The sequence below is a fragment of the Methylobacterium sp. J-068 genome (assembly GCF_022829445.1).
Taxonomy (GTDB): Bacteria; Pseudomonadota; Alphaproteobacteria; order Rhizobiales; family Beijerinckiaceae; genus Methylobacterium.
In genome coordinates, this window is the sequence record NZ_JAKSXY010000078.1 from 1 (window position 1) to 26527 (window position 26527).

At 70.0% G+C, this 26527-nt stretch carries 22 protein-coding genes and 1 tRNA gene; 17 read left to right on the plus strand and 6 right to left on the minus strand.

The genetic code is table 11. From position 1 onward, the window contains the following. The first annotated feature begins 648 nt into the window (after positions 1-648). Together MKK54_RS11740 and MKK54_RS11745 are read left to right on the plus strand one after the other, a co-directional pair. Positions 649-1908 carry a PepSY-associated TM helix domain-containing protein gene (locus MKK54_RS11740; protein WP_244011033.1) on the plus strand — a complete coding sequence of 420 codons (1260 nt, stop codon included), beginning with the start codon at positions 649-651 and terminating at the stop codon, positions 1906-1908. A gap of 80 nt (positions 1909-1988) precedes the next feature. After that, positions 1989-3002 (plus strand): bifunctional riboflavin kinase/FAD synthetase, encoded by a 1014-nt coding sequence (locus MKK54_RS11745; protein WP_244011035.1) that lies wholly within the window; start codon positions 1989-1991, stop codon positions 3000-3002. A 6-nt stretch (positions 3003-3008) separates the two neighbouring features. On the opposite strand, the gene MKK54_RS11750 is transcribed toward MKK54_RS11745, so the two are convergent. Beyond that, a complete protein-coding gene (locus MKK54_RS11750; protein WP_279597321.1) occupies positions 3009-3575 on the minus strand; it encodes a YcgN family cysteine cluster protein in 567 nt (188 codons plus the stop codon). A 296-nt stretch (positions 3576-3871) separates the two neighbouring features. Here MKK54_RS11750 and MKK54_RS11755 point away from each other — a divergent pair, with 296 nt between their 5' ends. Genes MKK54_RS11755 through MKK54_RS11765 form a run of 3 tightly spaced genes read left to right on the plus strand, consistent with a single transcriptional unit; the run spans position 3872 to position 7440 of the window. Then, the gene (locus tag MKK54_RS11755) at positions 3872-6103 is read left to right on the plus strand and encodes a transglycosylase domain-containing protein (protein WP_244011038.1); all 2232 of its coding nucleotides are present in this window, start codon (positions 3872-3874) and stop codon (positions 6101-6103) included. A 9-nt stretch (positions 6104-6112) separates the two neighbouring features. Beyond that, entirely contained in the window at positions 6113-6844 is a 732-nt protein-coding gene (locus MKK54_RS11760; RefSeq protein WP_244011040.1) for a DUF1214 domain-containing protein, read from the plus strand. Beyond that, positions 6841-7440, plus strand: coding sequence for a hypothetical protein (locus tag MKK54_RS11765; RefSeq protein WP_244011042.1), 600 nt, complete (start codon positions 6841-6843; stop codon positions 7438-7440). Before MKK54_RS11760 ends, MKK54_RS11765 begins: the two co-directional genes overlap by 4 nt. A gap of 49 nt (positions 7441-7489) precedes the next feature. On the opposite strand, the gene MKK54_RS11770 is transcribed toward MKK54_RS11765, so the two are convergent. Then, positions 7490-8278 carry a hypothetical protein gene (locus MKK54_RS11770; protein WP_244011044.1) on the minus strand — a complete coding sequence of 263 codons (789 nt, stop codon included), beginning with the start codon at positions 8276-8278 and terminating at the stop codon, positions 7490-7492. Between the two features lie 56 nt (positions 8279-8334). Continuing rightward, on the minus strand, positions 8335-8547 hold the full coding sequence (locus MKK54_RS11775; protein ID WP_244011045.1) for a hypothetical protein: 213 nt from the start codon (positions 8545-8547) through the stop codon (positions 8335-8337). Between the two features lie 514 nt (positions 8548-9061). Here MKK54_RS11775 and MKK54_RS11780 point away from each other — a divergent pair. Together MKK54_RS11780 and gshB are read left to right on the plus strand one after the other, a co-directional pair. Next, entirely contained in the window at positions 9062-9355 is a 294-nt protein-coding gene (locus MKK54_RS11780; protein WP_244011047.1) for a hypothetical protein, read from the plus strand. Between the two features lie 99 nt (positions 9356-9454). After that, complete coding sequence (gene gshB / locus MKK54_RS11785) at positions 9455-10405, plus strand: glutathione synthase (protein ID WP_244011049.1); 951 nt, start codon at positions 9455-9457, stop codon at positions 10403-10405. 49 nt (positions 10406-10454) lie between these two features. Here the strand turns inward: gshB and MKK54_RS11790 are convergent, their stop codons facing one another. Together MKK54_RS11790 and MKK54_RS11795 are read right to left on the minus strand one after the other, a co-directional pair. Next, positions 10455-11999 carry a cation:proton antiporter gene (locus MKK54_RS11790; protein WP_244011051.1) on the minus strand — a complete coding sequence of 515 codons (1545 nt, stop codon included), beginning with the start codon at positions 11997-11999 and terminating at the stop codon, positions 10455-10457. Between the two features lie 163 nt (positions 12000-12162). Further along, on the minus strand, positions 12163-12690 hold the full coding sequence (locus MKK54_RS11795; RefSeq protein WP_244011053.1) for an OsmC family protein: 528 nt from the start codon (positions 12688-12690) through the stop codon (positions 12163-12165). Between the two features lie 205 nt (positions 12691-12895). On the opposite strand from MKK54_RS11795, the gene MKK54_RS11800 reads away from it, so the two are divergent. Both MKK54_RS11800 and MKK54_RS11805 read left to right on the plus strand, forming a co-directional pair. Continuing rightward, positions 12896-13792, plus strand: coding sequence for a cell envelope integrity EipB family protein (locus MKK54_RS11800; protein ID WP_244011054.1), 897 nt, complete (start codon positions 12896-12898; stop codon positions 13790-13792). Between the two features lie 269 nt (positions 13793-14061). After that, positions 14062-14136, plus strand: a tRNA-Gly gene (locus tag MKK54_RS11805). Between the two features lie 425 nt (positions 14137-14561). Here the strand turns inward: MKK54_RS11805 and MKK54_RS11810 are convergent. Next, positions 14562-15275 (minus strand): GntR family transcriptional regulator, encoded by a 714-nt coding sequence (locus MKK54_RS11810; RefSeq protein ID WP_279597325.1) that lies wholly within the window; start codon positions 15273-15275, stop codon positions 14562-14564. 156 nt (positions 15276-15431) lie between these two features. On the opposite strand from MKK54_RS11810, the gene MKK54_RS11815 reads away from it, so the two are divergent. The 8 genes from MKK54_RS11815 to MKK54_RS11850 all read left to right on the plus strand — a co-directional run bounded on the left by MKK54_RS11815 (position 15432) and on the right by MKK54_RS11850 (position 26101). Beyond that, positions 15432-16730, plus strand: a complete 1299-nt coding sequence (locus MKK54_RS11815) for an MFS transporter (RefSeq protein WP_244011056.1) — start codon at positions 15432-15434, stop codon at positions 16728-16730. Between the two features lie 46 nt (positions 16731-16776). After that, the gene (locus MKK54_RS11820) at positions 16777-17856 is read left to right on the plus strand and encodes a tartrate dehydrogenase (RefSeq protein ID WP_244011058.1); all 1080 of its coding nucleotides are present in this window, start codon (positions 16777-16779) and stop codon (positions 17854-17856) included. 39 nt (positions 17857-17895) lie between these two features. Further along, complete coding sequence (locus tag MKK54_RS11825) at positions 17896-18198, plus strand: DUF4147 domain-containing protein (RefSeq protein WP_244011060.1); 303 nt, start codon at positions 17896-17898, stop codon at positions 18196-18198. A gap of 38 nt (positions 18199-18236) precedes the next feature. Further along, the gene (gene pyk / locus MKK54_RS11830) at positions 18237-19649 is read left to right on the plus strand and encodes a pyruvate kinase (RefSeq protein WP_244011062.1); all 1413 of its coding nucleotides are present in this window, start codon (positions 18237-18239) and stop codon (positions 19647-19649) included. Positions 19650-20148: 499 nt separating this feature from the next. Next, positions 20149-20658 carry an RNA polymerase sigma factor gene (locus MKK54_RS11835; RefSeq protein ID WP_244011064.1) on the plus strand — a complete coding sequence of 170 codons (510 nt, stop codon included), beginning with the start codon at positions 20149-20151 and terminating at the stop codon, positions 20656-20658. Between the two features lie 118 nt (positions 20659-20776). Further along, complete coding sequence (locus MKK54_RS11840) at positions 20777-21724, plus strand: FecR family protein (RefSeq protein ID WP_244011066.1); 948 nt, start codon at positions 20777-20779, stop codon at positions 21722-21724. Positions 21725-21871: 147 nt separating this feature from the next. Continuing rightward, positions 21872-24421 (plus strand): TonB-dependent receptor, encoded by a 2550-nt coding sequence (locus tag MKK54_RS11845; RefSeq protein WP_244011069.1) that lies wholly within the window; start codon positions 21872-21874, stop codon positions 24419-24421. Positions 24422-24517: 96 nt separating this feature from the next. Further along, positions 24518-26101, plus strand: coding sequence for a PepSY-associated TM helix domain-containing protein (locus MKK54_RS11850; protein WP_244011070.1), 1584 nt, complete (start codon positions 24518-24520; stop codon positions 26099-26101). Positions 26102-26527: the final 426 nt, after the last annotated feature.

Genomic DNA, 26527 nt, shown 5'->3' on the forward strand with positions numbered 1-26527 from the left:
GAGGTTGCGCTGGAGCGTGGTCGGCAAGCCATTCACCTGCGTGTTGTGGGCGAGGAACGCGTCGCGGACGCGGGTTCGGGAAGCCCGGACGGGTCGCCGAGACGGGGTTCGTCGGGCGTGACGTTCCCGAACGTCCCGCCCCGCGCGAGCACGCCGTCGGCCCCGGATTGTCGTCGATCCGGCGATCCCGCCTGCATCGGAAGACGCGACGTCGATCGGCAAGAGTAGCCGCTGGATCGAGCCGGTGTTGTTTGGATGAATTCCAATTTCGTCGCGGGTGCTTGCAACGTCGTGGGTCGCGCCATAGGGCGAAGCTTCCGCTTCGTCCGGAACCCGACATGCCGCGCGCCGCCCATCACGCCCGTTCCGCGTCCCGGCCTCTCCCCGGCGGTGCGGCCCTCGCGCGGGACGGGACGTTCGGGAACGTCACGCCCGACGAACCCCGTCTCGGCGACCCGTCCGGGCTTCCCGAACCCGCGTCCGCGACGCGTTCCTCGCCCACAACACGCAGGTGAATGGCTTGCCGACCACGCTCCAGCGCAACCTCCGGACGCCGATCGACCGGACCCGTCTCCCTTCCGGCACCGCCGGCCCACGGGCGCCGGTCGGCGAGCCGTTCCGGGCCCGCGTGAAGGCGGGTGTCGCGCGATGAAACGCCTTCGCGCCGTCCTGTTCCAGCTGCACTGGCTGCTGGGGCTGGGGGCCGGCCTCGTCCTGGCGGTGGCGGGCGTCACAGGCGCGCTCCTGAGCTACGAGGACGCGATCGGCGAGGCCATCGATGCCGACCTGATCCATGTCGACCGGCGCTCCGAGGACCTGCTCACGCCGGACGCGCTCCTCGCCCGTTTCCGGAGCCAGCGCCCGGAGGGCGTCGCGAACCTCACGCTCCCCGCCGAGCCCGGCACGGCCGTGATGGCGCGGCTCGCGCGCGATCCGGCCAGCGGCCAGCGTCCGCCTTCGCTCTATCTCGATCCCTATGACGGCACGGTGCGCGGCGCGGCGCGGACGGAAGAGGCCTTCGCGACCATCCGGCGCCTGCACCGCTGGCTGCTCCTGCCCGGCGACGGCAAGGGCTGGGGCCGGATTCTGACGGGGGTGAGCACCCTCGTCCTGCTGGTCCTCCTCGGCACCGGTCTCTACCTACGCTGGCCCAAGGTGATGTCCCTGCGGATCTGGCTGAAGCCGCATCTCCGGCAATGGGGGCGCCCGACCTACTGGTCGCTGCATGCCGTGGCCGGCACCTGGGTGCTGCCGATCTACGTCGTCATCGCGCTCAGCGGCCTGTGGTGGTCCTTCGACTGGTATCGCGACGCCGCGACCGTCCTCCTCACCGGCGGCGAGAGCGCCGCCCGGGCGGCGGCCGTCCCGATGAGGCCGGCGGCAGGCCAGGAGCGCGGGGCGGGCGGCGGCAGGGAGGCCGCGCGCGGCGGCGAGGGTGGCGCCGCCAAGCCCGGCCGCGGGGAGGAGGGCCTGGGAGGCCCCGGCGCGCCGCCTCTCGACACCGCCTGGGCGGCGTTCTGCGCGGCGGATGCCGGACACTTCACCCGCGCCACCCTGCTGATGCCGTCGGGCCCCTCCGGTCCCGTCCGCATCCGCTCCGAGAACCGGAACGGCTGGCGCGACGACACCCGGATCGAGGCGCGCACCGGACGCATCCTCGCCCACGAGGTCGGCGGGGAACGGCCGCTCGGCGCGCGCATCGCGGGCAACATGCTCGACCTGCATAGCGGACGCATCTTCGGCCGGCTCGGGCCGCCGGTCTTCCTCCTGGCCGCGCTGCTGATGCCGCTCTTCCTGGTCACCGGGTTGCTGCTCTATCTCGGGCGCCGCGCGGCGAAGGCCCGGCGGCGCGCCGGGGCCGCGGCGCCCGTCCGGATCGCGACCTCCGCGATCGGCCCGCGCGCTTGACCCCCTGACCGGTTTTCGACAGGTTCCGCCGCCACAGCACCGCGACCCGTCCATCCGACCCCTGTAACTCCCGAGATCCGATGTCGTCTGGCGACGAATCCGCCGTCCCGCCCGCCGCATCCGCGCGCGGGCGAGCTTTCACGATCTGCCGCGCGGACGAGCCGGTTCCCCCCGCCATCGCCGGCGCCATCGCGGCCATCGGAAACTTCGACGGGGTGCATCTCGGTCATCGCGCGCTGATCGCGGCCGTGCGCGAGACGGCGCGCGCGGCCGGGCGCCCCGCCGTGGTGCTGACCTTCGAGCCGCATCCGCGCGCCTATTTCGCCCCGCACCGACCGATGTTCCGCCTCACCGATGCGGGAGCCAAGGAGATCGTGTTCGCCCATCTCGGCCTCGACGGGCTGATCGTGCGCCGCTTCGACGCGACGCTGGCGGGCACCGGCGCGCGGGACTTCGTCGAGGGGCTGCTGGTCCGCGACCTCGGCGTGACCGGCGTCGTGATCGGCCACGACTTCCATTTCGGTCGGGGCCGCGAGGGCACGCCCGCCGTGCTGGCCGGGCTCTGCGCCGAGGCGGCCTTGAGCTGCCGCATCATTCCGCCCGTGTCCCTGCACGCGGGGGCCGAGCCGGTCTCGTCGAGCGCGATCCGGGCGGCGCTGGCCGAGGGGGAGGTGGCCCGCGCCAACACGCTCCTCGGCTATCGCTGGTTCGTCTCGGGCGAGGTCCGCCACGGCGACAAGCGCGGGCGTACCCTCGGCTATCCCACCGCCAACATGGCGCTCAGCGATTGCGGGCTCGCCCACGGCATCTACGCGGTGCGGGTGCGCCTGCCCGATGGCCGCGTGAAGGGCGGGGTCGCGAGCTACGGCCGCCGCCCGACCTTCGACGACGGCGCGCCGCTCCTCGAGGTCAACCTGTTCGACTTTTCCGGCGATCTCTACGGCCAGTCCATCGCGGTCGAGGTCCTGGCCTATATCCGGGGCGAGGAGCGCTTCGCGAGCGCCGAGGCCCTGGTCGCCCGCATGCATCTCGACGCGGCGGAAGCCCGCCGGATCATCGCCGGGGACGCCGTCCCCTCGATGTTCGACGCCTGACGCGGCTCACGCCTCGTCGTCCTCGGTCTCGGGCGTGCGGTTGGGCCAGGTCACGATCCGGTCGAGGAGTTCGTCGGCCGTGAATTCCTCCTCGTTGCCGGAGACCCGGCCGCGCACCGAGATGCCGGCCTCGTGCACGCTGGCGGCGCGGCCCGACACGAGGGGATGCCAGTCGTAGAGGTCGTGCCCCTCGCGCACCAGCCGATAGGCGCAGGTCGGCGGCAGCCACGGGATGGTGCGCACCGCCTCGGGCGTCAGGCGCACGCAATCGGGCACCCGCTTCTGGCGCCTCGGATAGTCGCGGCAGCGGCAGCCATGTCCGTCGAGGAGCGTGCAGCCCACGTCGGTGTGATAGACCTCCGCCGTGTCCTCGTCCTCGAGCTTGAGCAGGCAGCAGCGGCCGCAGCCGTCGCACAGGCTCTCCCACTCGGCGGGCGACATCGCCTCCAGGCTCTTCGTGCGCCAGAACGCCTCGACGGAGGGCGCGGGACCGGTCGCGCGACGCGGGGGCGGCGGAGACGGTTCGGTGAGGGCGCGCGGCGTCGGAGAACGCGCGGCCGAGCGGTCCCGCATCGGGAACACCTTGGGCTGGGAGCGGCGAAAAATCCGGGTGATCCGCCCCTGTGCCGCAACGCGCCGCGCGGAGCAAGCGCCGCGCGCCGGGCTCGGGCAAGAAAGTCAACCCGGCCGCGTCACCGGCCCGCCCCAATCCGGCGTCAAGGTTAAGATCAGGTTAGGGCGTGCGACGGCGGGACGCTTCCCGTACGACGGACTTTCCCTCGACGGAACCTCGCGGCGGAACGCGGGGCTTGTTAGGATTGGCAGGCACGGCGACGGGCCGGATCCGGGTGCTCAAGGACTGAACACAGGTGCGCCTGCCCAAAGCGACCTCGCTCACCACGCGCATCAAGCGCGCCGCCCTCGGCTTCGACGCCTGGGTGAACGCGAGCCTGTACGATGGCGGCCGCTCGGCCGGGGAGACCTACGAGCGCTTCCAGGAGCGCATGAACGTCTTCTCGGTGCGCGGCTGGAAGCGCGTCGCCCTCGACCTGGCCAGCGAGGGGGTGACGATCGGCACGGCCGGCGCCGTGCTGATGCTGGCCCTGGCGCAATCGGCCTTCAACCTGACCAGCGACAACTGGCTCAAGGCCCAGGACCTCGCGGTCACGTTCCTCGACCGCTACGGCACCGAGGTCGGCCGGCGCGGCATCAAGCACGACGACTCGCTCAAGCTCGACGACTTCCCCGACATCATGATCAAGGCCCTGGTCTCCACGGAGGACCGGCGCTTCTACGAGCATTGGGGCATCGACCCCATCGGCACGGCGCGCGCCCTGGTCTCGAATTCGCGCGGCGGCGGCAACACCCAGGGCGGCTCGTCGATCACGCAGCAGCTCGCCAAGAACCTGTTCCTGACGAACGAGCGCTCGATCGAGCGCAAGATCAACGAGGCCTTCCTGGCGCTCTGGCTGGAGAGCCACCTCACCAAGAACGAGATCCTGAAGCTCTACCTCGACCGCGCCTATATGGGCGGCGGCACCTTCGGCGCCGTGGCGGCGGCGGATTATTATTTCGGCAAGCCGCTCAAGGACATCAGCCTCGCCGAGGCCGCGATGCTGGCCGGCCTGTTCAAGGCGCCGACGAAGTACGCCCCCCACGTCAACCTGCCGGCGGCGCGCGCCCGCGCGGCCGACGTGCTGCACAACATGGTGGAGGCCGGCTTCGTCACGGAAGGGCAGATCCAGACGGCCTTGCGCAACCCCGCCACCCCGGTGACGCGGACCCGCGACATCACGGCGGACTACTACCTCGACTGGGCCTTCGGCGAGATCAAGCAGATGGCCGATGCGGGCCGCTTCCGCAGCGACCGCGTGCTGACCGTCAAGACGCCCCTCGACCTCACGATCCAGCGCCGGGCCGACGAGGTGGTGCAGGGCACCCTGCGCCGCTTCGGCGACCAGTACGAGGTCGACGAGGCCGCGATGGTGATCCTCGATCCCGACGGCGCGCTGCGGGCCATGGTCGGCGGCGCCGATTACGGCGAGAGCCAGTTCAACCGCGCCACCGACGCGCTGCGCCAGCCCGGTTCGTCGTTCAAGCCCTACGTCTACGCCGCGGGCCTGGCCGCCGGCCTGTACCGGCCCGACACCCGCGTGGTCGACCGGCCGGTCTGCATCGGCAACTGGTGCCCGCAGAATTACGGGCGCTCGTTCTCCGGCGCCACCACCCTCACGGTGGCGGTGGCCAAATCCATCAACACCATCCCGATCCAGGTCTCGATCGCGCTGGGCAAGGCCATGGGCATCTCCCACGAGGCCCGGGCGGCGGCGGCCGGGCGCAAGAAGATCATCGAGACGGCGCATGCCATGGGCATCACCACGCAGCTGACCGATTCCGTCTCGCTGCCCATCGGCTCGGCCGAGGTGAACGTCATCGATCAGGCCGCCGGCTACGCGGTGTTCGCCAACGGGGGTCGCAGGGCCAAGCCCTACGCCGCGATGGAGGTGAAGAACTCGTCCGGCGAGGTCATCTACCGCCACGCCGACGAGCGGGTGGATCAGGTGCTCTCGACCCAGGTGGTCGCGGACATGAACTACATGCTGACCAAGGTCGTCGAGGAAGGCACCGGAAAGCGCGCGGCGCTGGAGGGCATCAAGGTGGCGGGCAAATCCGGCACCACGAACGCCTATCGCGACGCCTGGTTCGTCGGCTACACGGGCAATTACGTCGGCGCCGTCTGGTTCGGCAACGACGACCACACCTCCACCAACAAGATGACCGGCGGCTCCCTGCCCGCCATGACCTGGCACGACGTCATGGAAGTCGCCCATCAGGGCATCGAGCTGAAGCCGATGCCGGGCCTGAAGGATCCGGGCCGCGCGGTGGCGCAGGCCGGTCCGAGCGCGGCGCCCGTCAACGCGGCGGCGAGCGCCGCCGGCAAACTCTCGCGGCGCTCCTTCGAGGTCATCGGCAGCATGAACGGCCTGTTCCGGACCGTGGAGAAGGCCTCCGAGAAGACCTCCGGCCTCCGGCCCGTGGGGGCACCGGGCGACGTCGCGGAGGGCGCCCGCCCCGTCGGCGGCCGCATCGGCATTCCGTAGCCGGCATCCATGCGCATGACCTTGGCCGAGACGGTGGCGCGGCTGCGCCCGGTCCAGACCCGACCCGCCTCATCCGAGGCGCGGCGCTCCGGTGCCGCGCCGCCGGGCCGAGCCGGGCAGCGGGTGGCCGGCGCGTTCCGGGGGGCGATCCGGCGCGCCTCGACCGTGACCCTGGTCCTCTATGCCCTGGCGCTCGGCGCCGGAATCGGGCTCCTCACCGCCGATTACGCCACGCGGGGCGGCTATCCCTTCGGCGGCGTGCGCGTGGGGGCCTGGACGGCCTGGCCGAAGGTCGGATCGCTCGGGGCCGATCCCTATGCCCGCGCGGTCAACGCCCGGCGGGGCGAGATTCCCCTGACCATCGGCGAGGGGATGCTGCTCACCGCCGACCAGGACGATGCCGGCCGGGCGCTCGACGCCGCCTGCACCTACGCGGTGGCGGGGGTGACGCCGCCCGCCCGGGCCTGGACCGTGACGGTGGCCGGGCGCGGCGCCCGGGAACCGGGGCCGGCGCCGATGCGCGAGGGCTTCACCGCCACCGAGATCCTGCGGGAGACCGACGGGCGCTTCGTGATCACGCTCTCGCCCGAGGTCCAGTCCGGCAACTGGCTGCCGATGCCGCGCGCGCGCGGCCCCGTGCGCCTGGCGCTGCGCCTCTACGACACGCCCGTGGCGGCCAGCGCCGGCAACCTCGACCGCTCGGCCGTCCCGGCCATCACCCGTGGGGCCTGCGCCGCATGAGCCCGCGCGGACGTTTTCTCGTGGCGACCCTGTCGGGGCTGGTGCTCGCCGGCCTCGTCCACGTGGTCGTGGTCTTGTCGATCCCGCGCCTGTCGGAAACCGACGCCCTGTCGCGGGCGCGCTCCAGCGAGGCGCTCGATCATCCCATGCCGGTCAACACCGTCGCGGCCGGCGACGCGCCGGCCACGGCCGAGGCCTGGCTGCCGATTCCCGACCCTTCGGTGGCGGTGGGGCTCTGCGCCTACGACCTCGCTGACGGCCCGATGCGCGTTTCCGCCCGCACCGGACCCCTGATGATGTCGCTCGCGGTGCATGGCCGCCGGGGCGCCTTCTACGCGGTGACCGATCAGGCGGCGGTGCGCGGCGCCCTCGACCTCGTTGTGCTCACCCGCGCCCAGTACGACGAGGCGCTCGCCAACGCGGACGAGGACGAGGTCAGCCACGACGTCCGCATCGTCGCGCCCGATTCCAAGGGCTACGTGGTGGTGCGGGTGATCGCGGCGCTGCCGAGCCAGCGCCCGGCCGCCGATGCGGCGGTCCAGGCGGTGTCCTGCACGGTGGACAGCCCGGCCGAGGATGCGAAGCCGGGCGGCTGAGCGCGAGGCCTAGCCGCGATGTTTGGCCAGCCTCAATATTTGGCCAGCCTCAATATTTGGCGATGACGGGCTGCGATGCGGCCGCCGCCACCTCGACCTCCGGCACGAGGCCGCAGCGGGCCTCCGCTTCCGGCGGCACCAGCGGATCGAGGATGGGGCGCCGGCCGTCGAGGGCCGCCAGGGTGCGCTCCACCTGCACGGCCTCCGGGCCGGGGGCTTCGACGAGGAGGTGCTCCAGGGCGTAACGGTAGCCCGCCGCCCGCAGGCCCGTCTCGAGGCGGACCCAGGCGATCAGGCAGCGGTTCTCGGCCACCCGCATGGCGGCATGGCGCACGTCGCGGTCGTCGAGCGTCTTGACGAAGGGCAGGCTGCGCAGGCGCAGGGCATCGGCCTCCTTCACCCGCGCCGCGACGGCGGCGAATTGCGGGATCAGGCGGGCATCCGTGCCGATGTCTTCCGACAGCCGGCGATAGCGCGAGACGGGCGAGCGGAACGCCTCCGCCATCAGCGTGTCGTGGTAGGCGGCGGGATCGTTCGGCCGCCAGTTCGGCGGCAGCAGGCGGGTCCGGGTGAGGTTGGCGAGCGCATCGGTGAAGGCGTCCCGGCCGGCCGCCGGCATCAGGAAGCGCCAGGCCCGGTCGCGCAGGCCGCGCTCGTCATCCGTGTAGGGGAAGGCCGAGGCCGGCTCGTCGCGCTCGCGCGCGGCCAGGGTCCCGGTGGTCTCGACGAGGCCGTTCCAGGCGTTCGCCTTGGGGCGCCCGAAATCCCCCTCCTGGGCACAGCCGACCAGCAGCGCCAGCAGCGCGAGGGAGAGCGGGCCGGCGCGACGCGACGGCATGGCGCGTGGACGCGCGGTTCGGGACAGGGGCGACATCCGTGCGGGCGCGGATCGGATCAGGAGCGGCGGCGCAGGCGCGGCGCGGACGCGTCCGTCTCCAGCATGCGTTCGTAGCGGATGCCGGTGAAGAGCAGAATGGCGCCGCGCGGGGCGTCCTCGTCCGGGCGCCGGAAGCGGCGGCCGGTGGCGGGAAACGTCACGACGGTGGCCGTCTGACGCTCCGGGGGGCGCTCGACGCCTCCCGTCTGGTGCGATCTGTCAGGCTTCATCGGCAGTTCTTCCGATCCCATTCGTCCTCTGAGGCGATCCGTCACCGGGGCTCGCCGCCCCCACCTCCGGGCCGTACCGGCGTGGCGGGGGAGCCATCGGAGATCAGCACGGGGTGGTTAACGGATTGTTGCACCGAGGCGTCCGCTGCCGTGTTCGAGGGGGCCGGCGACGGGCTCGGACCCGGCGTGTCATTCGTGCCACGGCGCGCCGCAAACGGGCTGGCTCGCGTTTTGCATCATGCATAACCGCCCATGGCGGGCATTTCCTCCCTTGCACTCGGCCCCGCTCGCCCTGCGAGCGGGGCTTTTTTCTGGGCCGCCGGGCGGGACCACGGGGCCGTCTCACGCAGGGATCGCGGGGAACACCCGGCCCTCCGGACGCTTGCTAAGGGCCGGGGACGCCCGATATGCCGGATGCTTCCGGGTCCAGGCTCACGCCACCCTCCGATCCCCATTCCATCCGACCGCCTCGTCAACTCGACCGCCATTCCCCCTCAACGAAGGACGCCGCAGCATGCGCGTGGTTACTGCACGACCCCTGAGCCCGGCCACGGGCCTCGGCACGGCTCTGAAAATCGCGCCGTTCGCGCTGCTGATGCTGGCGGCCAGCCCCGTCCAGGCGCAGCGCGAGGATCAGGGCCTTCAACTGGGTTGCGCGAACGACTATTTCCGGCTCTGCGCCGGTGTCGATCCCAACAGCCCGGATGCCGAGCGGTGCATGGAGCGTAACCGCTCGCGCCTCTCGCCCGAGTGCCGGAACGCCATCGGCGATTACGACCGCCGCACCGGCGGCAAGTCGCTGAAGTAGGCAAACGTCGCTGAGACAGGCCGGGCGCCGGTCGGGCAGATCGGGGGGCGTCCCGCCCCAGCCCGGTCGGGGTCGGTTCCAGAACGGAGATTCGAGAGCATGGCCCTGACCGTCGCGGTGCAGATGGACCCGATCCAGGCGATCCGGATCGCCGGGGACACCACCTTCGCCCTGCTGCTCGAGGCGCAGGCACGCGGGCACCGGCTCCTGCATTACACGCCCGACCGCCTGTCGATGCAGGGCAACACGGTGACGGCGCGGGTCGAGGCGCTGAGCGTGCAGGACGTCGAGGGCGCGCATGCCACCCTCGGCCCCATCGAGCGCATCGACCTGTCGGGCGTCGACGTCGTCCTGATGCGCCAGGACCCGCCCTTCGACATGGCCTACATCACCGCCACCCACATGCTGGAGCGCATCCATCCGCGCACCCTGGTGGTGAACAACCCCTCGGAGGTGCGCAACGCACCCGAGAAGCTGTTCGTCCTCGACTTCCCCGAACTGATGCCGCCCACCCTGATCACCCGCGACAAGGCGGAGATCGAGGCCTTCCGGGCCGAGCACGGCGCCATCGTGATGAAGCCCCTGCACGGCCATGGCGGCGCGGCGGTGTTCCGGGTGCTGCCCGAGGACGCGAATTTCGGGTCGATGTTCGACCTGTTCTCGGTGACCTTCCGCGAGCAGTGGGTGGTGCAGCGCTTCCTGCCGCGCATCACGGAGGGCGACAAGCGCATCATCCTCGTGGACGGCGAGCCGATGGGCGCGATCAACCGGGTGCCGGCCCTGAACGACATCCGCTCCAACATGGTGCGCGGGGGGGCTGCCGCCGCCTCCGACCTCACGGAGCGCGAGCGCGCCATCTGCGCCAGCATCGGCCCGGAACTGCGCCGGCGCGGCCTCATCCTCGTCGGCATCGACGTGATCGACGGCAACCTCACCGAGATCAACGTCACCTCGCCCACCGGCATCCGGGCGATCAAGCGCCTCGGCGGGCCGGATCTCGCGGTGTCCGTCTGGGACGCGATCGAGGGACGGCTCGGGGTCGTGGGCTAGGACAGGGCGGCCAGGCACGGGATCGCCGAGCGGGCCCGGCGCCCGGCTCTCAGCTCTCCCCGCGCGGCGTGGCGTTCATCTCCGCCCAGTCGAACTCCTCCTCCAGCACGTAGTACGCGTCGTCGCCGATATCGCCGGACCGGCGCAGGGCCAGCACCCGGTCGCGGGCGGCCTCGATGGCCCGTCGCCGCGCGGCATCGGCGGGCAACGCCTCGTCGGCAAAGCCCGTATCGCGGGCCTCCGCCTCCTGCAGGGCGACGCGAAACTCCTCGCGCAGGGCCTCGGACGGCGCGTCCTCCGCATCCTCCAGGGTCTTCAGGGCGGCCCGGAAGGCCTCCGTGCGGCCGTGGCCGATCTCGCGGCCGACCGGATCGTTGTCCTCCAACCCCAGCCGCCCGATCAGGGGACGCAGGGTCAGGCCCTGGATCGTCAGCGTGCCGATGATCACGCAGAATGCGGTCAGCACGATGAGATCGCGGTAGGGGAAGCCCGGATCCCCCTCGGGCAGCGCCAGCGCCGTGGCGATGGTGACGATGCCGCGCATGCCCGCCCAGGAGACCGCGATCCCCGCCGAGAGGCCCCGGTCGCCGGTCTCGGTCGCGTCGGCGCCGAGGCGGGCGAGATGGGCCGCCGGCAGCACCCAGGCGAGGCGCACCACCACGACCGTGAGGAACACCGCCGCGCCGACCAGGGCGTAGGAGACCTGCTGGGCGTGCGTCAGCCGTTCCAGGATCGGCCCGATCTGCAGGCCGATCAGCACGAAGGCCAGGACGTTGAGCACGAACACCGCCGTGTCCCAGACCGCGTAGGAGACGATGCGGATGCGCGGCGGGGTGTGGCCGGGCGCGATTCGCGCCACCGTGATCGCGAAGCTGACGACGGTGAGCACGCCGGAGAGGTGCAGGTGCTCGGCGCCGATCCAGATCCCGAACGCGGCCACGAATTGCAGCACGATGACGCTCGGCGCATCCATGACCGGGCGCATGGCGGCGCAGTAGAGCAGCGCCAGCACCGGCCCGGCCACGAGGCTGCCGAGGATGCCGATGACGAAGGCCGGCGCGATTCCCGCCACCGAGAAACTGCCGGTGACGGCCGCCGTGACGCCGAGACGATAGATCAGCAGCGAGCCGGCATCGTTGAGCAGGCTCTCGCCGCGCAGGATCGTGGTGAGGCGGTGGGGCAGCGAGACGTGCCGCAGCACCGAGAGCGCCGCCACCGCGTCGGGGGGCGCCACCACGGCGCCGAGCACGATGCAGGCGGCCCAGGGCATGTCCGGCACGAGCCACTTCACCACGACCGCCACGGCCGCCGTCGTCGCCACCACGGCCCCGAAGGCGAGACCCGCGATGGGGCGCCAATGGGTGCGCAGGTCCCGCACCGAGGTGTCGTGGCCGGCATCGAGCAGGACGGGGGCGAGGAACAGCGCGAGGGCCAGTTCCGGATCGAGCACGAGGTTCGGCACGGCCGGAACGAAGGCGAGGCCGATTCCGCCCAGCGCCAGGAAGACCGGGTACGGCGCGCCGGCCCGGCGGGCGAGGCCCGCCAGGAGTACGGCGCCGAACAGGACGCCGACGATCCACTCGAAAATCATCATGTGGAGGACAACGCCTCATCACGGCACCGGGATCACGGGTCCCGGTGCGAAACCGCACAGGCGGGTCGGCCCAGATCCGCTCGGTCCCTTTGGGAGGCCGGATCTGGGCTTCGCTCAGGCGCCGCGCGGGCTGAGACCGCCTCGATCAAGCGGAAGACGGTCTTCAGCCCTGCGCGGGCGTGGAGCCTTGTCCGAGCGTGACGGCCAGTTCCGGCTTGTGATTCAGGGTCTGGAACACGACGCAGTAGCGCTCGGTCAGCTTGAGCAGCTGATCGAGCTTGTCCCGGGGCGCGTCGGTGTCAAGGGCGAAGCGCAAGCGGATCGCGCTAAAACCCACGGGGGCCCCTTTGTCGACGCCGAGGGTGCCGCGAAAGTCGAGGTCGCCCTCCGCGCTCACCGAGCCGGAGCGCAGCTCCACGCCGATCGCGGTGGCGACGGCCTTCAGGGTCACGCCCGCGCAGGCCACCAGGGCTTCGAGCAGCATGTCGCCCGAGCAGAGTTCGGCGCCGGAGCCGCCGGTGGCCGGATGCAGGCCCGCCACCGCCAGGGCGCGGCCGGTCTCGACCTTGCAGGCGATGGAGGTGTCGTCGAGGCTGCCGCGGGCCCGCAGCGTCACGACGGCGGATTCGGGCGCGTCGCGGTAGCGGTCCTTGATCGGGGCCTGGAGCGAGCGCAGGGTGTCGGCGTCCATCGGCATGTCCTTCCCGTGGGAGGCTTTTCGTCGTTCTTGGGGCCCATCTAGGGCGCGGCGCTCTGCGCGGCGAACCCGGGTCGCCGAAGCCCGTTCAAGCGCCAAGCTTTCAAGCGCCAAGCCTCGCAGGACCGGGCATGATGCCCTATCTCAAGCCCGCCGAAGGATGCGGGCATCCTTCGGCCCGGCCCTGTCAGGAGACTCCATGCGTCGTCCCCGTGTGAATGCCCCGGTCGTGATCGCGAGCGTCGCCGGCGGCCTCGTCCTGTTCGCGAGCGCCGCGGGCGCCGCCGCGCCGATCACCCTCGCCAACCACCGCGCGGTCTACGATCTCTCGCTGGCGGAGAGCAGCGGCACGCGGGCCGTCGAGAGCGCGCGCGGACGCATCGTCATCGATTTCTCCGGGGATGCCTGCAAGGGCTACACGATGCAGACCCGGCAGGTGACGGTGCTCGAGAGCGGAGAGACCGGCAGCCGCACCTCGGACCTGCGCAACACCACGTTCGAGAGCGGCGACGGCCGCAGCTACCGCTTCAAGACGGACACGGCCCTCAACGGGACGCCGGGGCAGGCCGTGGACGGCACCGCCGAAGCGACGCCAAACCTCCTGAAGGTGAAGCTGAAGGACCCCAAGCGCGACCAGTTCCAGACACCGGGCGAGGTGCTGTTTCCCACCCTCCACATGCGCCGCCTGATCCAGGCGGCCCGCGACGGCCAGAGCACGGTCTCGGTGAAGGTCTTCGATGGCTCGGACGACGGGCGCAAGGTCTACGACACCCTCGCGGTCATCGGGCGCCAGGCTTCGACGGGAGGCGACAAGCCGTCCGCCGACCAGCCCGCAAGCGACCGGACGGCGAGTGACAAGCCCGCGCGCGACAAGCCGCTGAAGGACGGCGCCATGGCGACGATGCCGCATTGGCCGGTGACCTTGAGCTACTACGTGCCCGGCGAAGGCGAGCGCACGCCCGTCTACGTGCTCGGCTTCGATCTCTACGAGAACGGTGTCAGCGGTGCGCTGCGGCTGAATTACGGCGAGTTCGCCGTGGTCGGCGATCTCACGCGCCTCGACACGATTCCGACGGGCAACGATTGCCATCCCTGAGCGCCCCATCCCCGAGCGCCTGAGATCGGAACGGGATCGGGATCGGAACCCCGCCCGCTCGCATCCGGTCCACGCGCGACGGCATCGATCGCGCCGCATCCGCTCGGACGGCGCCTCGCCCATCCCACGCGTCACCGGCACCGGGGCCGCTGCCTACAGCGAGCCAAATCGCCTGCTGAAGCCCGCGGCGGTGCCGAGCGTGTGGAGCGGTCGGGGGCCATGAAAGGCGTTGACATGAGACGCCCAAGCCGTTCAAGAAGCGTTCTGATGCGGGCGTAGTTCAGTGGTAGAACGTCAGCTTCCCAAGCTGAATGTCGTCGGTTCGATCCCGATCGCCCGCTCCAACGAACCTGCTGAAGCGTCAACCTTTTTGGCGCCCTGCCGTTGATCTGGCGTTTCTCAGGCCTGTTCAGGCCCCGTTCTTCGTGGCGCGATGCGCGGCCCGAAAATTCGCAACCGCCCGTGATTGTCCGACGGCACCGCGCGAGTGGCGCTGCGTCGTCGATGTCTGCGCATGCGCCGCCGCCGACCGAATTTGGTCGAGGTCCGCGCCCGCATCCTCAGCGTCCGTGATGGGGGCCGGCCCGGACGTCCAGGTTCCGGACGTGGTCCGGGACACCGGCCGCCTTTGCGACCGGGCGCCACTCCCGCCCATAGGCCGACTCGGCGAACGGCCGGCCGGTGGTCTCGTCGCGGATGAGTGGGCCATCGGCACCGACCGCGTACGCGAGCGCGAAGCACGCCTGCGCTTCTTCAACACGGCAAAGCTTCAGAGATGCTTCAGACCGAAGCTTTCGAGCAGCGGCAGGAGCTCGTCGCGCGCGCGCAGCCGGTGGTGATGCGTGCGATCCTGCGCCTGCACCGTATCGCCACGCCGGATCGCATCAATGATCTCGCGGTGCTCCGCGACGGACGCTCCGAGCTCCCGGCGAAGCTTGAGCGTCAGCATGCGTGCGCGATGCGATTGATCGTTGATCGTCTGGATGATCCGGTTCATGCGCCCGTTCCCCGCCCGCTCGACGAGCAATCGGTGGAAGCCGGCATCCGCCTGCCCCCAGGTCAAGAAATCGCCGGTCTTCCACGCCTCGGCCATGGCCTCGGTCTGGTCGGCGAGTTCCCCACAGATGGCCGCGCGCTCGGCGTCGGGTCGTTCGGCGAGCAGTTCGGCCGCGCGTCCCTCGACCGCGATAATCACGTCGTAGATCTCCCGCACGTCCTCCGGCGCGAGGGCACAGATCAGGACGCCGCGCCGCGGCAGAACGCGGACGAGACCGTCCTCCTGGAGGCGAATCACAGCCTCATGAACGGGGGTGCGACTCATTCCGAGCCGCAAGGCAATTTCCTGCTCCGACGCTTGGTAGCCTGGCGCGAAACTCGAGTCCTGGATGGCCTGCTTCATCGCCGAGTAGGCATCGTCGACGAGGGAAGGTTTCCGCTCAACCTCCTGCTCGTCCTTTGCTTTCGCTGCCGTTCGCGTCCGCATCGTCGCAGCCTCCATCTCCGGCTCTGTCGTACCATCTTCCATGCAAGCTGCAATAAGGCAGTTGACAGGCCGGCACGATAATGCGCATGACGTCCCAGCTTGCATGCAAGTTGGCGCTCAAAGACCGACGCATGCTGGCCTTTCCAGGAGGAAACGATGGACGCTTCGCTCGAAAAAGCGACCATGCGCCGGGTCTCATGGCGCTTGGTCCCTTTCATCTGTCTGCTCTATTTCATTGCTTTCATCGATCGCGTGAACATCGGCTTCGCTGCAATCACGATGAACAAAGATCTCGGTTTCTCGTCCGCAGTGTTCGGGTTCGGAGCGGGCGTCTTCTTCTTCGGATACTTTCTGTTCGAGGTACCGTCGAACATCGTCCTCGACAAAGTCGGGGCGCGGCTCTGGATCGCTCGCGTGATGATCACGTGGGGAATGATCTCAGGCGCCTTTGCCTTCGTGCAAGGCGAGTACAGCTTCTATGCTCTGCGTTTCCTGCTCGGTGCTGCCGAAGCCGGCTTCTTTCCCGGCATCATCCTCTACCTGACCTATTGGTTCCCGGCCCGTTATCGCGCGGGCGTCGTCTCGCTGTTCATGGCGGCCGCGCCCATCTCGGTGGCATTGGGCTCGCCGATCTCCAGCGCACTTCTGCAGATGGAGGGGATCCTGGGTCTGCATGGCTGGCAGTGGATGTTCGTCATCGAAGCCGTTCCGGCCGTCATCCTCGGCGTCGTCGTGCTGTTCTACATGACCGACCGCCCCGAGAAGGCGAAGTGGCTGCCCGAGGACCAGCGGGCGTGGCTCGTCGCGGAGATGAACGAGGAGCATGCCCGCAAGCAGGTGGCCGCCAGGCACGGCATCCTGGCTGGAATGACCGATCTTCGCGTCCTTGCCCTCGCGCTCGTCTACTTCGGCACCTCGGCCGGCCTCTACACGCTCGGCATCTGGGCGCCGCAGATCATCAAGAGCTTCGGCCTGTCCACGATGGCGGTCGGCTTCCTCAACGGCGTACCGCCCACCATCGCGATCGTCGCCATGATCCTGTGGGCGCGCCACTCCGACAAGACGGGCGAGCGCACCTGGCACGTCGTCATCGCCTGCCTCGTCGCCTCGGCCGGTCTGCTGCTGGCCGGCGGCGCAGCCTCGACCGTCGCCGTCATCGCCGCGCTCAGCCTCGTGAACATCGGCATCAGCTCGGCCAAGCCGCCGCTCTGGGCCATGCCGACGATGTTCCTCTCCGGCTCCGGAGCGGCGGTCGGCATCGCCACGATCAACTCGATCGGCAATCTCGGGGGCTTCGTCGGTCCCTGGGCGATCGGGTGGATCAAGGACCTGACCGGCAGCTTCACGGGCGGCCTGGTCTTCGTCGCGGCGCTCCTCGTCCTCTCGGCGATCGTCACGCTCCTCGTCGCCCGCTCAGGACGGCGTGCCGAGCCCACCGGCGCCATCGCGCGCTGAATCCCTGCCTCGTCCTCACATCGCATCGTCCCAACGGAGACCTGTCATGACCAAGACCTACACCATCGCCGCCATCCCCGCCGACGGCATCGGCATCGAGGTCATCGCCGCCGGCGTCGAGGTCCTCGACGCGCTCGCCGAGAAGACCGGCTCGTTCAGCTTCAAGTTCGACCACTTCGACTGGGGCTCGGACTACTACAAGAAGCACGGCGTGATGATGCCCGCCGACGGGCGCGACCAGATCCGGAATCACGACGCGATCTTCTTCGGCGCGGTCGGCGCGCCGGACGTGCCGGATCACATCACCCTCTGGGGTCTGCGCCTCGCCATCTGCCAGCCCTTCGACCAGTACGCCAACGTGCGGCCGACCCGGATCCTGCCGGGCATCACCAGCCCGCTGCGCCACGTCTCGGGCCCCGAGCTCGACTGGGTGATCGTGCGCGAGAACTCCGAGGGCGAGTATGCCGGCGTCGGCGGCCGCGTCCACCAGGGCCATCCCAACGAGGTCGCCACGGACGTCTCCATGATGACCCGCTCGGGCGTGGACCGGATCATCCGCTACGCCTTCAAGCTGGCACAGAGCCGCCCGCGCAAGCTCCTCACCGTGGTGACGAAGTCGAACGCCCAGCGCCACGCCATGGTGATGTGGGACGAGATCGCGGCGGAAGTCGCCGCCGACTTCCCCGACGTGACCTGGGACAAGATGCTGGTCGACGCCATGACCATGCGCATGACGATGAAGCCCCAGACCCTCGACACCATCGTGGCCACCAACCTGCACGCCGACATCCTCTCGGATCTCGCCGCCGCGCTCGCCGGGTCGCTGGGCATCGCGCCGACCGCCAACATCAACCCGGAGCGCACCTACCCGTCGATGTTCGAGCCGATCCACGGCTCGGCCTTCGACATCACCGGCAAGGGCATCGCCAATCCGGTCGCCACGTTCTGGACCGCCTGCCAGATGCTGGAGCACCTCGGCGAGAAGCCGGCGGCCGACCGGCTGATGCGCGCGGTGGAGCGCGTGACCGCCGATCCGAGCCTGCACACGCCGGACCTCGGCGGCAACGCGACCACCCGGCAGGTCACGGATGCGGTCATCGCCGCGATCCGGGGCGACAACGCGTAAGGCCGTGCTGGAGCCCGGAGATTTCCTGCGGCGGCTGCCGTGGCTGCGGCCGATCCGGCCGTGAGCCTCGCCCGGCACCTGCCGGAACCGCCCCGGGGACGCACCGTCGTCGTCGGAGCCGGCAAAGCCGCCGCCTCGATGGCGCGCGCCGTCGAAGCGGCTTGGCATGGCGATATCTCCGGGCTCGTCGTCGCGGCCCGGCGCATCCTCGATCTGGTCGCCGGGCTCACGCCCGACGACCTCGTCCTCTGCCTGATCTCGGGCGGCGGCTCGGCCCTGCTCCCCCTGCCGGCTCCGGGCCCGACTCTGAGCGACGAGCAGGCGGTGAACCTGATCGTCTGATCCACTCCCGCAGAGGCGGCCTCCGGGCCGAGTCCCACATGCGTCGTCATCGCTACGCCAAGATCGTCGCCACCGTCGGGCCGGCCTCGTCCTCGCCCGAGATGCTGAAGGCCCTGTTCCTGGCCGGCGTTGACACCTTCCGCCTCAACTTCAGCCACGGTCTCCAGGCCGACCACGCGAAGGTCCATGCCGCCATCCGCGCCCTGGAGCGCGACGTCGGCCGGCCCATCGGCATCCTGCAGGACCTCCAGGGTCCCAAGATCCGTGTCGGCACCGTCCAGGGCGGGCGCCTCGACCTGGTCGCGGGCGAGCGGGTGCGCTTCGTCCCGGAAGGCTCCGAGGGCGGCAAGGACGCGATTCCGCTGCATCACCCGGAGATCTTCGCCGCCGTGGTGCCGGGCCAGGACCTGCTCATCGACGACGGCCGCGTGCGGGTGCGGGTCGTCGGGATCGAGGCTGCGGCGATCGAGGCGCAAGTGATCACTCCCGGCGTGATCTCCAACCGCAAGGGCGTGAACCTCCCCGGCACGCTGCTCGACCTCTCGCCCCTGACGCCCAAGGACCGCGCCGACCTCGCCTTCGGGCTGGAACTCGGCGTCGATTGGGTGGCGCTCTCCTTCGTGCAGAAGCCCTCCGACGTGATCGAGGCGCGCGGACTGATCGGGGACCGGGCCGGCATCATGACCAAGGTCGAGAAGCCCCAGGCCCTGGAGCGCATCGCGGACATCATCCGCCTCTCCGATGCCGTGATGGTGGCGCGCGGGGATCTGGGCGTCGAGATCCCGCACGAGGACGTGCCGGGGCGCCAGAAGGAACTCATCCGCGCCTGCCGACTCGCGGTGAAGCCCGTGGTGGTGGCGACGCAGATGCTCGACTCGATGGTCTCGGCCCCGACGCCGACCCGCGCGGAAGCCTCGGACGTCGCCACCGCGATCTACGACGGGGCGGACGCGGTGATGCTCTCGGCCGAATCGGCGACCGGCCTCTACCCCGTCGAGGCGGTGGCGATGATGGATCGCATCATCCGCAGCGTAGAGGGGCACAAGCTCTACCGCTCGATCATCGCGGCCTCGAGCCCCGGCGAGGAGGAGACCCCGCCCCACGCGGTCGCGACGGCCACCGCCACACTCGCCGAGGCCGTCCACGCCAGCGCGATTGTCACCTACACGGCGAGCGGCACGACGGCGGCCCGCGTCGCGCGCAAGCGGCCCGCGGTGCCGATCCTGGCTCTGACGCCGAACCGCGACACCTCGCGCCGGCTCAGTCTGCTCTGGGGGGCGCACAGCGTGCGCACGGACGATGTCGATTCCTACGAGGCGATGACGGCCAAGGCCTGCCGGCACGCCCAGGAGGAGGGCTTCGCCAAGCCCAACGACACGATCGTCACCGCGGCCGGCATCCCGTTCCACACCACCGGCAACACCAACAACATCCGGCTGATCCAGATCTGATCCGAGGTCGGGTGTCCCATACGCCGGTCCACGGATCCCTCAGACCAAATCCGCCATCCCCAAGGGATCAACCGGTATGACTGCTGATCGTTCACGTGTCGGATTGCCCGAGGTCAACGGATCGAGACGGCTCGGTCGATGGTATTCGAGCGATAGGTCGAGGCCGATTGTATCGGCTGTTCCCATGACGCGGCGCGAACCCGTTCGACTATCTGGCGCGAGCAACGATCGGCGGTTTCACACCACCCAGTAGAGTGGGGCGATGTGCCCGCAGGGCAACAGGTCCGCATATTCACGCGGCGCTGAAACCCGAGCGCCAGGGGGCTCGGGTTCCGAAGACAAATGTTTCGTTAGAAACACAAAGTCTTGCAATCCTCAGGCTCGTCCTGTTTAGAAATCATATAAACTATTGAAAGGCTTGCATAATTTCTATCCGGATGTTTCCTGGGTCCATCAAGGTCAAGCGATGATGCGATGATCCGGCGCTGAGGGAGGAGGCATGCGGCCGACATTGATCGAGACGCTGCATCGGAGCGAGGGCGTCAAGCTTCGACGCTTCCTCCTGCGCCTGCTCGGGAGCGCCGATGCCGCCGCCGACGCCCATCAGGAGACCTATCTGCGGATGCTCAGCGCCCTCTCCCGTACGAACGTCGAGCACCCCTCCGCATTCCTGTTCCAGATCGCCAACAACGTGGCGCTGCGGATGCGAAACAGGCGACATCTCGAAGGCGCGCTGTTCCAGCCCATGACCGACCTCGACCTGGCGGAGATCGCGGACGGATACGCCATGCCGGAACGGCAAGCGATCGCGCGCCAGGAACTCCGGCGGCTCGCCGTCGCCATCGACGCGCTGCCGCCCCGGTGCCGCGAGGTCTTCCTGCTCGTCCGCTTCGAGTGCTTGTCGAACGGCGAGGCCGCCATCCGTCTGGGCATCAGCCGCAACATGGTCGAGAAGCACCTCATCAAGGCGCTTCTACAGATTCGCCGCCACCTGCGCGAACTCAACTAGGATTGTCCGAGAGCCGTCGGGTCCGGACGTCAGGATTTTTTCGGTTCATGGATCTGAGTGTGTAGGAGCATGGGGCCGAGCCGCCCAGGCTTGGTGGAGCCCTCATGGAGCAAGAGGCGTGGCCGGCGGCGACAACACCGATACGCGGGAGGCCGAGGGCGAGGACCCGGTCTACGAGGCGGCCGCAGGTTGGGTCGCGCGCCTCTCCTCGTCCGATGCAACGCAGGCGGATCGAGACGCCTTCGAGGTATGGCGCGCGGCCGATCCGGCCCATGCCGAGGCGCATGCCGAGATCGAGCTCCTGTGGCGCAAGCTCGGCCACGTGCCCGATCGCCGGCGCTCGGCGCCCGGGGGGCTGGCGGGTATCGCCGTCGCCTTCGTCCTCTGTGCCGGCCTGGCCTTTCGGCTCGGCCTCGTCGACCGCCTGCGGTCCGACATCTGGAGCGGCGTCGGTGACATCACCCATGCGACCCTGGCCGATGGCAGCCACATCGACCTCAACACCGATACGGCGATCGTTCTGCATTTCGGCGAGGCCGAGCGCGGCATCGAGCTTCTGCGCGGCGAGGCGTTCTTCGACGTCGTCCCCGATCCGCGCCGTCCGTTCGTCGTTCGCGGTGCCGGTTTGAGCGTCCGTGCCGTGGGGACACGCTTCTTCGTCAGGGCCGACGATACGGATAGCCCCGCAGGCGTCGTCGAGGGCAGCGTCGATGTGGTGGCCTCAAGACCGCCCGTTCGGGTCTCGGCGGGCGAGGCGCTCTACCGGACGAACGGTGCCACCCTCTCCGTTGCTCGGGCAGACGTGGATCGGGCGACGGCCTGGCGAGCGGGGCGCCTCGTCTTCTCCGGCGAGCGTCTATCGACGGTCCTGGCCGAACTCGACCGCTATCGCCACGGGGGCATCGTCCTCCTGGACGCCGCGGCCGGCGAACGGCGCGTCACCGGGTCGTTCGACCCGCGGGACACGGACGAGGCCCTCGACGCCATCGCGTCAAGCATGGGCGTGGGCATCACCCGCCTGTCGCCCCTCCTCGTCCTCGTCGGATCGCCGCGCCGAAAGTCCTGAAGAAAGTTCGGCCCGGGACGTCAGGAGATCGCGGCCCCATTGATCTCAATCGGTGAGGACGAACCCGCGCGACGCAGGTCGTCCTTCCGCGAGAGATGGACGGGACTTGGAATGACGGCGCGTGGGCGTGGGTTTGGATGTGAACGGTTGGCCGGATCGGCCCTTGCCGGTGTGTCGATGCTGGTCATGGTCCCGGCCGCCGTGCAGGCTCGTGACTCGCAGGGTCAGCCGGCGCGCGGCCCCCGGACGCTCGTGGAGCGGACGGCGAACATCCTCGCCCTGGACGCGTCGGCGACGCGTACGGGGGAACGCGTCGCCCTGGCGATCCCGGAGGGACCCCTCGAGACAGCCCTCGTCGCCTTCACCGAACAGGCCGGCGTCAAGCTCGTCTACGCGACCGACCTCACGGCACGGCTGACCACGGCCGGCATCGCGGGTGCGTTCGAGCCCCTCGACGGCCTCGAACGGATCCTCGCGGGGACCGGCCTGGCCTTCCGCGTGGTGGGGACCTCCACCATCACCCTGGTCAATCCGCGCTACGTCCAGCTCGGCGGGGAGCCGGCTGGCGCGGTGGCCCTGGAGGAGCTGCACGTGGCCGGACAGGGGCAGGCCCCCGGCATCCTCTCCGGCCTGCCGCCGCGCACCGGCACCGTGGGGCAGCCGCCCGTCCCCTATGCGGGCGGGCAGGTCGGCAGCGGCACGCGGGTCGGACTGCTGGGCAACCGCTCCGTCCTGAAGACGCCGTTCAACGTCACGGGCTACACCGAGAAACTGATCGAGGACCAGCAGGCGCGCTCCGTCGGCGACGTGATCCTGAACAACCCGTCCGTGCGCAACGACGCTCCGCCCTACAGCGAGCGCGACTCGTACTTCATCCGCGGCTTCTCGGTCACCAACCTCGACACCGCCTTCGACGGCCTGTTCTACATCGCCAACCCGCGCCGCAGCTTCACCGAGGGGCTGGAGCGCGTCGAGGTCCTGCTGGGACCCACCGCGCTCCTCAGCGGCGGCACCGGCCGCGTCGGCGGCACCATCAACCTCGTCCCGAAGCGCGCCTACGACGAGCCGCTCACGCGGGTCACCACGAGCTACTTCAGCGACTCCCAGTTCGGGACGCATCTCGATGTCGGGCGCCGCTTCGGGACCTTCAAGGAATGGGGCGTGCGCTTCAACGGCGCCTACCGCAACGGCGACACGCCGCTCGACAAGAACGCCATCGAGGTCGGTGTCGCGGCCCTCGGGATCGACTATCGCAACGATCGGTTCCGCGCCTCGTTCGACTTCAATCACTCGACGCAGAACGTCACCGCGCCGACCTCGCTGTTCAACGCGGTGGCGCCCGGCATCGCCGTGCCGAAGGCGCCGAACGCCCGCCGCAACACCGCGAACGCGTTCGAGTACAACGACAGCCGCTACAACATGGCCGCCGGGCGGGTCGAATACGACGTGCTGCCCGAGACGACGCTCTACATGGCCGGCGGTGTCAGCCGCTACAACGAGGATTTCCTGACCTCGAACTACCGCGTCACGAGCACGACGGGGCTGGCCACCAATTCGCTGGCCATCCAACCCCTGGAACTGCAGGGTTTCACCGGCGAGGTCGGCCTGCGCACGAACTTCCAGACCGGCTTTGTCGGGCATCAGTTCACCGTCGCGGCCGTCCAGGCGGTCAACAAGAACTACTCGCGCGGCTTCGTCCCCTTCGCGCTGCCGATCTATTCGACCAACATCTACAACCCCGTCGACCTCCCGTCCGGCTCCGTCGCCACGGGCCTGTTTCCCCGCTCCGACCGGCAACCCTTGTTCACGGAACTCTACGCGCGCAGCGTGGCCGTGGCCGATACCCTGTCGCTCGGCGAGGACCGGTTCCTGCTGACTCTGGGCGGCCGCTTCCAGGACATCGACCTGAAGAGCTACGTCACCCGTCCCGGGCCGACCCAGGGCAATCTCGCGACGAGCTATCAGCAGGGCCGGTTCAGCCCTGCCATCGCCCTGGTGATCCGGCCGTTCGAGAATCTCTCCTTCTACGGCAACTACATCGAGTCCCTCGACGCGGGGCCGTCGGCGCCGGCCACGGCGGTCAATTCGAGCGAGGTCTTCGCCCCCGTCGTCAGCCGGCAGAAGGAGGTCGGCGCCAAGGTCGATTTCGGGACGGTCTCGCTCACCACCTCGCTGTTCGAGATCGAGCAGCCGAGCGCGTTCACCGATCCGGGCACCAACCGGTTCGCCGTCAGCGGCCTGCAGCGCAACCGCGGCATCGAGATGAACGTGTTCGGCGAAGTCCTGCCGGGCGTGCGCCTGCTCGGCGGCGTCACCCTCATCGATGCGAAACTCGTCAACACGGTGGGCCGCCAGTTCGACGGCAAGGCCGCGCCCGGCGTTCCCGACACGGCGCTCAACCTCTACGGCGAGGTCGACCTGCCGCCGTGGCTGGCCCCCGGCCTGACCCTGACCGGACGGGCGATCTACACCAGCAGCATGTTCTACAATCAGGCCAACACCCAATCGGTCCCGGACTGGACCCGCTTCGATGCCGGCCTGCGCTACGCCTTCGAGGGCGTGAACGGGAAGCCCGTGGTCCTGCGCGCGACGGTCCAGAACATCCTGGACGATTCGTACTGGGCCTCCGCCGCCCGCGGTTACCTCGCGGTCGGCGCTCCCCGAACGGTCATCCTCTCCGCGACCGTCGACTTCTGATTTGTCGAAGCAGGCCGAGACGCGGAAGAGCGGGAGCGGGGCGGGCGGCGGGGGCCATCGCGGCGTGCCCCTTGTCGCAGGCTCGGAGGGCACGCCATGACGGGACGCTTCCGCCGATCCATGGCGTGGCTGCACACCTGGTCCGGCCTCGTCGTCGGATGGGTGCTGCTGGCGATCTTCGTCACCGGCACGGCGAGCTACTACCGTGCCGACATCTCGCGCTGGATGCGGCCCGAACTCGCTTGGACCGAGCCGCTGACCGGCGCGGAACTCGGGGCGGCGGCCGAACGCGCCACGGCGTACCTCGCCGTCCATGCCCCGAAGGCGCGCAGCTGGTTCATCGGCATGCCGCAATCCGACAAGCCGGTCCTCGACCTGTTCTGGCGCACCCGGCCGGGGGAGCCTCCGGGCCATGTGTACCTCGACCCCGCGACGGGACGCGAGACGCAGGTTCGCGACACCGAGGGCGGCGACTTCCTCTACCGGTTCCACTTCGAACTGCACATGGCGCCCCTGTGGGGGCGCTGGATCGTGGGCCTCTGCGCGATGATCATGCTGGTGGCGCTGATCTCCGGCATCGTCACCCACCGGCGTTTCTTCGGCGACCTCTTCACCTTCCGGCGGGACAAGGCCCTCCGGCGCAGCGTCCTCGACGCCCACAATGTCGGCGGCGTCCTTGCGCTGCCGTTCCACGTGATGATCACCTATACGGGGGTGGTCACCCTGGCGACGTTCTACATGCCCTGGGGCGTGACCGCCGCGTATCGCGGCGACGCCCCGGCCTTCTTCGCCGACGCGGCCTGGATCACGACCCCGCGCCGCCCGGCGAACCGCCCCGCGGCCGCGACACCGATCGGCGCCGTGGTCGAGCGCGCGGTGACGAGGGTCGCCCAACCCCTGGAGCGCCTGACCGTCGTCAATCCGGGCGACGCGAACGCCACCGTCGTCGCAGTCTTCGAAGAGCCGCACGGCATCGCCCGCAGCCGGCCACATCTCGCCTTCGACGGCGTGACCGGAGCGGCTCTGGAGGCAAGGGGCCTCGACCTCAAGCCCGCCGCCCGGACCTTCACGGTCCTCACCGGCCTGCACGAGGCGCATTTCGCGCGTCCAGCCCTGCGCCTGCTCTTCTTCCTGTGCGGGGTGATGGGCAGCGTCACCATCGCGACGGGAATCATCCTGTGGTCGCTGGCGCGCCTGCCGCGCCCGGGCGAACGGCCCTTCCTCGGCCTGCGCCTCGTCCAGGCCCTCAATGTCGGGACCGTCACGGGCCTGCCGGCGGCGATGGCGGTCTACTTCCTCGCCAACAGGCTTCTGCCCGTCGACCTCGCCGGCCGGGCCGAGTGGGAGATCCGGGCCTTCTTCGGCGGCTGGATCGTGGCGACCCTGTTCCCCCTCGCTCGCCCGCACCGTCGCGCCTGGAGCGAGGGGTTCGCCGCCGCCGCACTTCTCTGCTGCGCCGTCGCGGCGGTCGACATCCTCACCCTGCCGCAGCACCCCCTGCGCCGCCTCGGGGGCGACCCGCTGTTCCTGTGGTTCGATGCCGCGATCCTTGCCCTCGCGGTCCTCTTCGCCGTCGCGGCCCACAAGGTGGCTCGCTACGAGGCCCCCGCGCCGCGCCGGAGGACAACCGTTGGGGAGCAATCCGCTTTTCCGGCCGCCGCCCGTCCACGCAGCCTGTGAGACCGTCTTCCGCTCGATCGAAGCGGCGACGGTCCCGCTCGGCCCGCGCGGCGCCCGAGCGAAGCCCAGATCCGCCATCCCGAAGGGATCGACCGGACTTGGTCTGAGACGGCCGGTCTCCTGCAATCCTCATGGCCCAGGGGTTTGCACTGCAATTAAGACTCTCTCAAATGATAACTCCTAGTGTGATGGCCGAACTTTTGAGCCGGCGACCTGACAATGCGCGGCCCGAACGATGCGGACATCACGATGCCGACGTTGCGCAACTGGTCGCCCAATCATCGAACGCGCCGCGGCCGCATCCCGATGATGCCGGTCCGTTGAGATGCCGTCCCTTCCCCCATCATCCATCGTGAGCGTTCCCAACGTCGTCGGCCCCGGTCGCGTCCGCTCGCCGGAGCCGGCTTGGGGACGGAGGGCCACCGA

Coding starts and splice junctions, on each gene's coding strand:
- MKK54_RS11790 (WP_244011051.1), bottom strand. CDS start 11,999: ATGATGATTTTCGAGTGGATCGTCGGCGTCCTGTTCGGCGCCGTACTC.
- pyk (WP_244011062.1), top strand. CDS start 18,237: ATGCGTCGTCATCGCTACGCCAAGATCGTCGCCACCGTCGGGCCGGCC.
- MKK54_RS11770 (WP_244011044.1), bottom strand. CDS start 8,278: ATGCCGTCGCGTCGCGCCGGCCCGCTCTCCCTCGCGCTGCTGGCGCTG.
- MKK54_RS11750 (WP_279597321.1), bottom strand. CDS start 3,575: ATGCGGGACCGCTCGGCCGCGCGTTCTCCGACGCCGCGCGCCCTCACC.
- MKK54_RS11745 (WP_244011035.1), top strand. CDS start 1,989: ATGTCGTCTGGCGACGAATCCGCCGTCCCGCCCGCCGCATCCGCGCGC.
- MKK54_RS11765 (WP_244011042.1), top strand. CDS start 6,841: ATGAGCCCGCGCGGACGTTTTCTCGTGGCGACCCTGTCGGGGCTGGTG.
- MKK54_RS11780 (WP_244011047.1), top strand. CDS start 9,062: ATGCGCGTGGTTACTGCACGACCCCTGAGCCCGGCCACGGGCCTCGGC.
- gshB (WP_244011049.1), top strand. CDS start 9,455: ATGGCCCTGACCGTCGCGGTGCAGATGGACCCGATCCAGGCGATCCGG.
- MKK54_RS11810 (WP_279597325.1), bottom strand. CDS start 15,275: ATGCGGACGCGAACGGCAGCGAAAGCAAAGGACGAGCAGGAGGTTGAG.
- MKK54_RS11835 (WP_244011064.1), top strand. CDS start 20,149: ATGCGGCCGACATTGATCGAGACGCTGCATCGGAGCGAGGGCGTCAAG.
- MKK54_RS11850 (WP_244011070.1), top strand. CDS start 24,518: ATGACGGGACGCTTCCGCCGATCCATGGCGTGGCTGCACACCTGGTCC.
- MKK54_RS11775 (WP_244011045.1), bottom strand. CDS start 8,547: ATGAAGCCTGACAGATCGCACCAGACGGGAGGCGTCGAGCGCCCCCCG.
- MKK54_RS11740 (WP_244011033.1), top strand. CDS start 649: ATGAAACGCCTTCGCGCCGTCCTGTTCCAGCTGCACTGGCTGCTGGGG.
- MKK54_RS11800 (WP_244011054.1), top strand. CDS start 12,896: ATGCGTCGTCCCCGTGTGAATGCCCCGGTCGTGATCGCGAGCGTCGCC.
- MKK54_RS11815 (WP_244011056.1), top strand. CDS start 15,432: ATGGACGCTTCGCTCGAAAAAGCGACCATGCGCCGGGTCTCATGGCGC.
- MKK54_RS11795 (WP_244011053.1), bottom strand. CDS start 12,690: ATGGACGCCGACACCCTGCGCTCGCTCCAGGCCCCGATCAAGGACCGC.
- MKK54_RS11760 (WP_244011040.1), top strand. CDS start 6,113: ATGCGCATGACCTTGGCCGAGACGGTGGCGCGGCTGCGCCCGGTCCAG.
- MKK54_RS11820 (WP_244011058.1), top strand. CDS start 16,777: ATGACCAAGACCTACACCATCGCCGCCATCCCCGCCGACGGCATCGGC.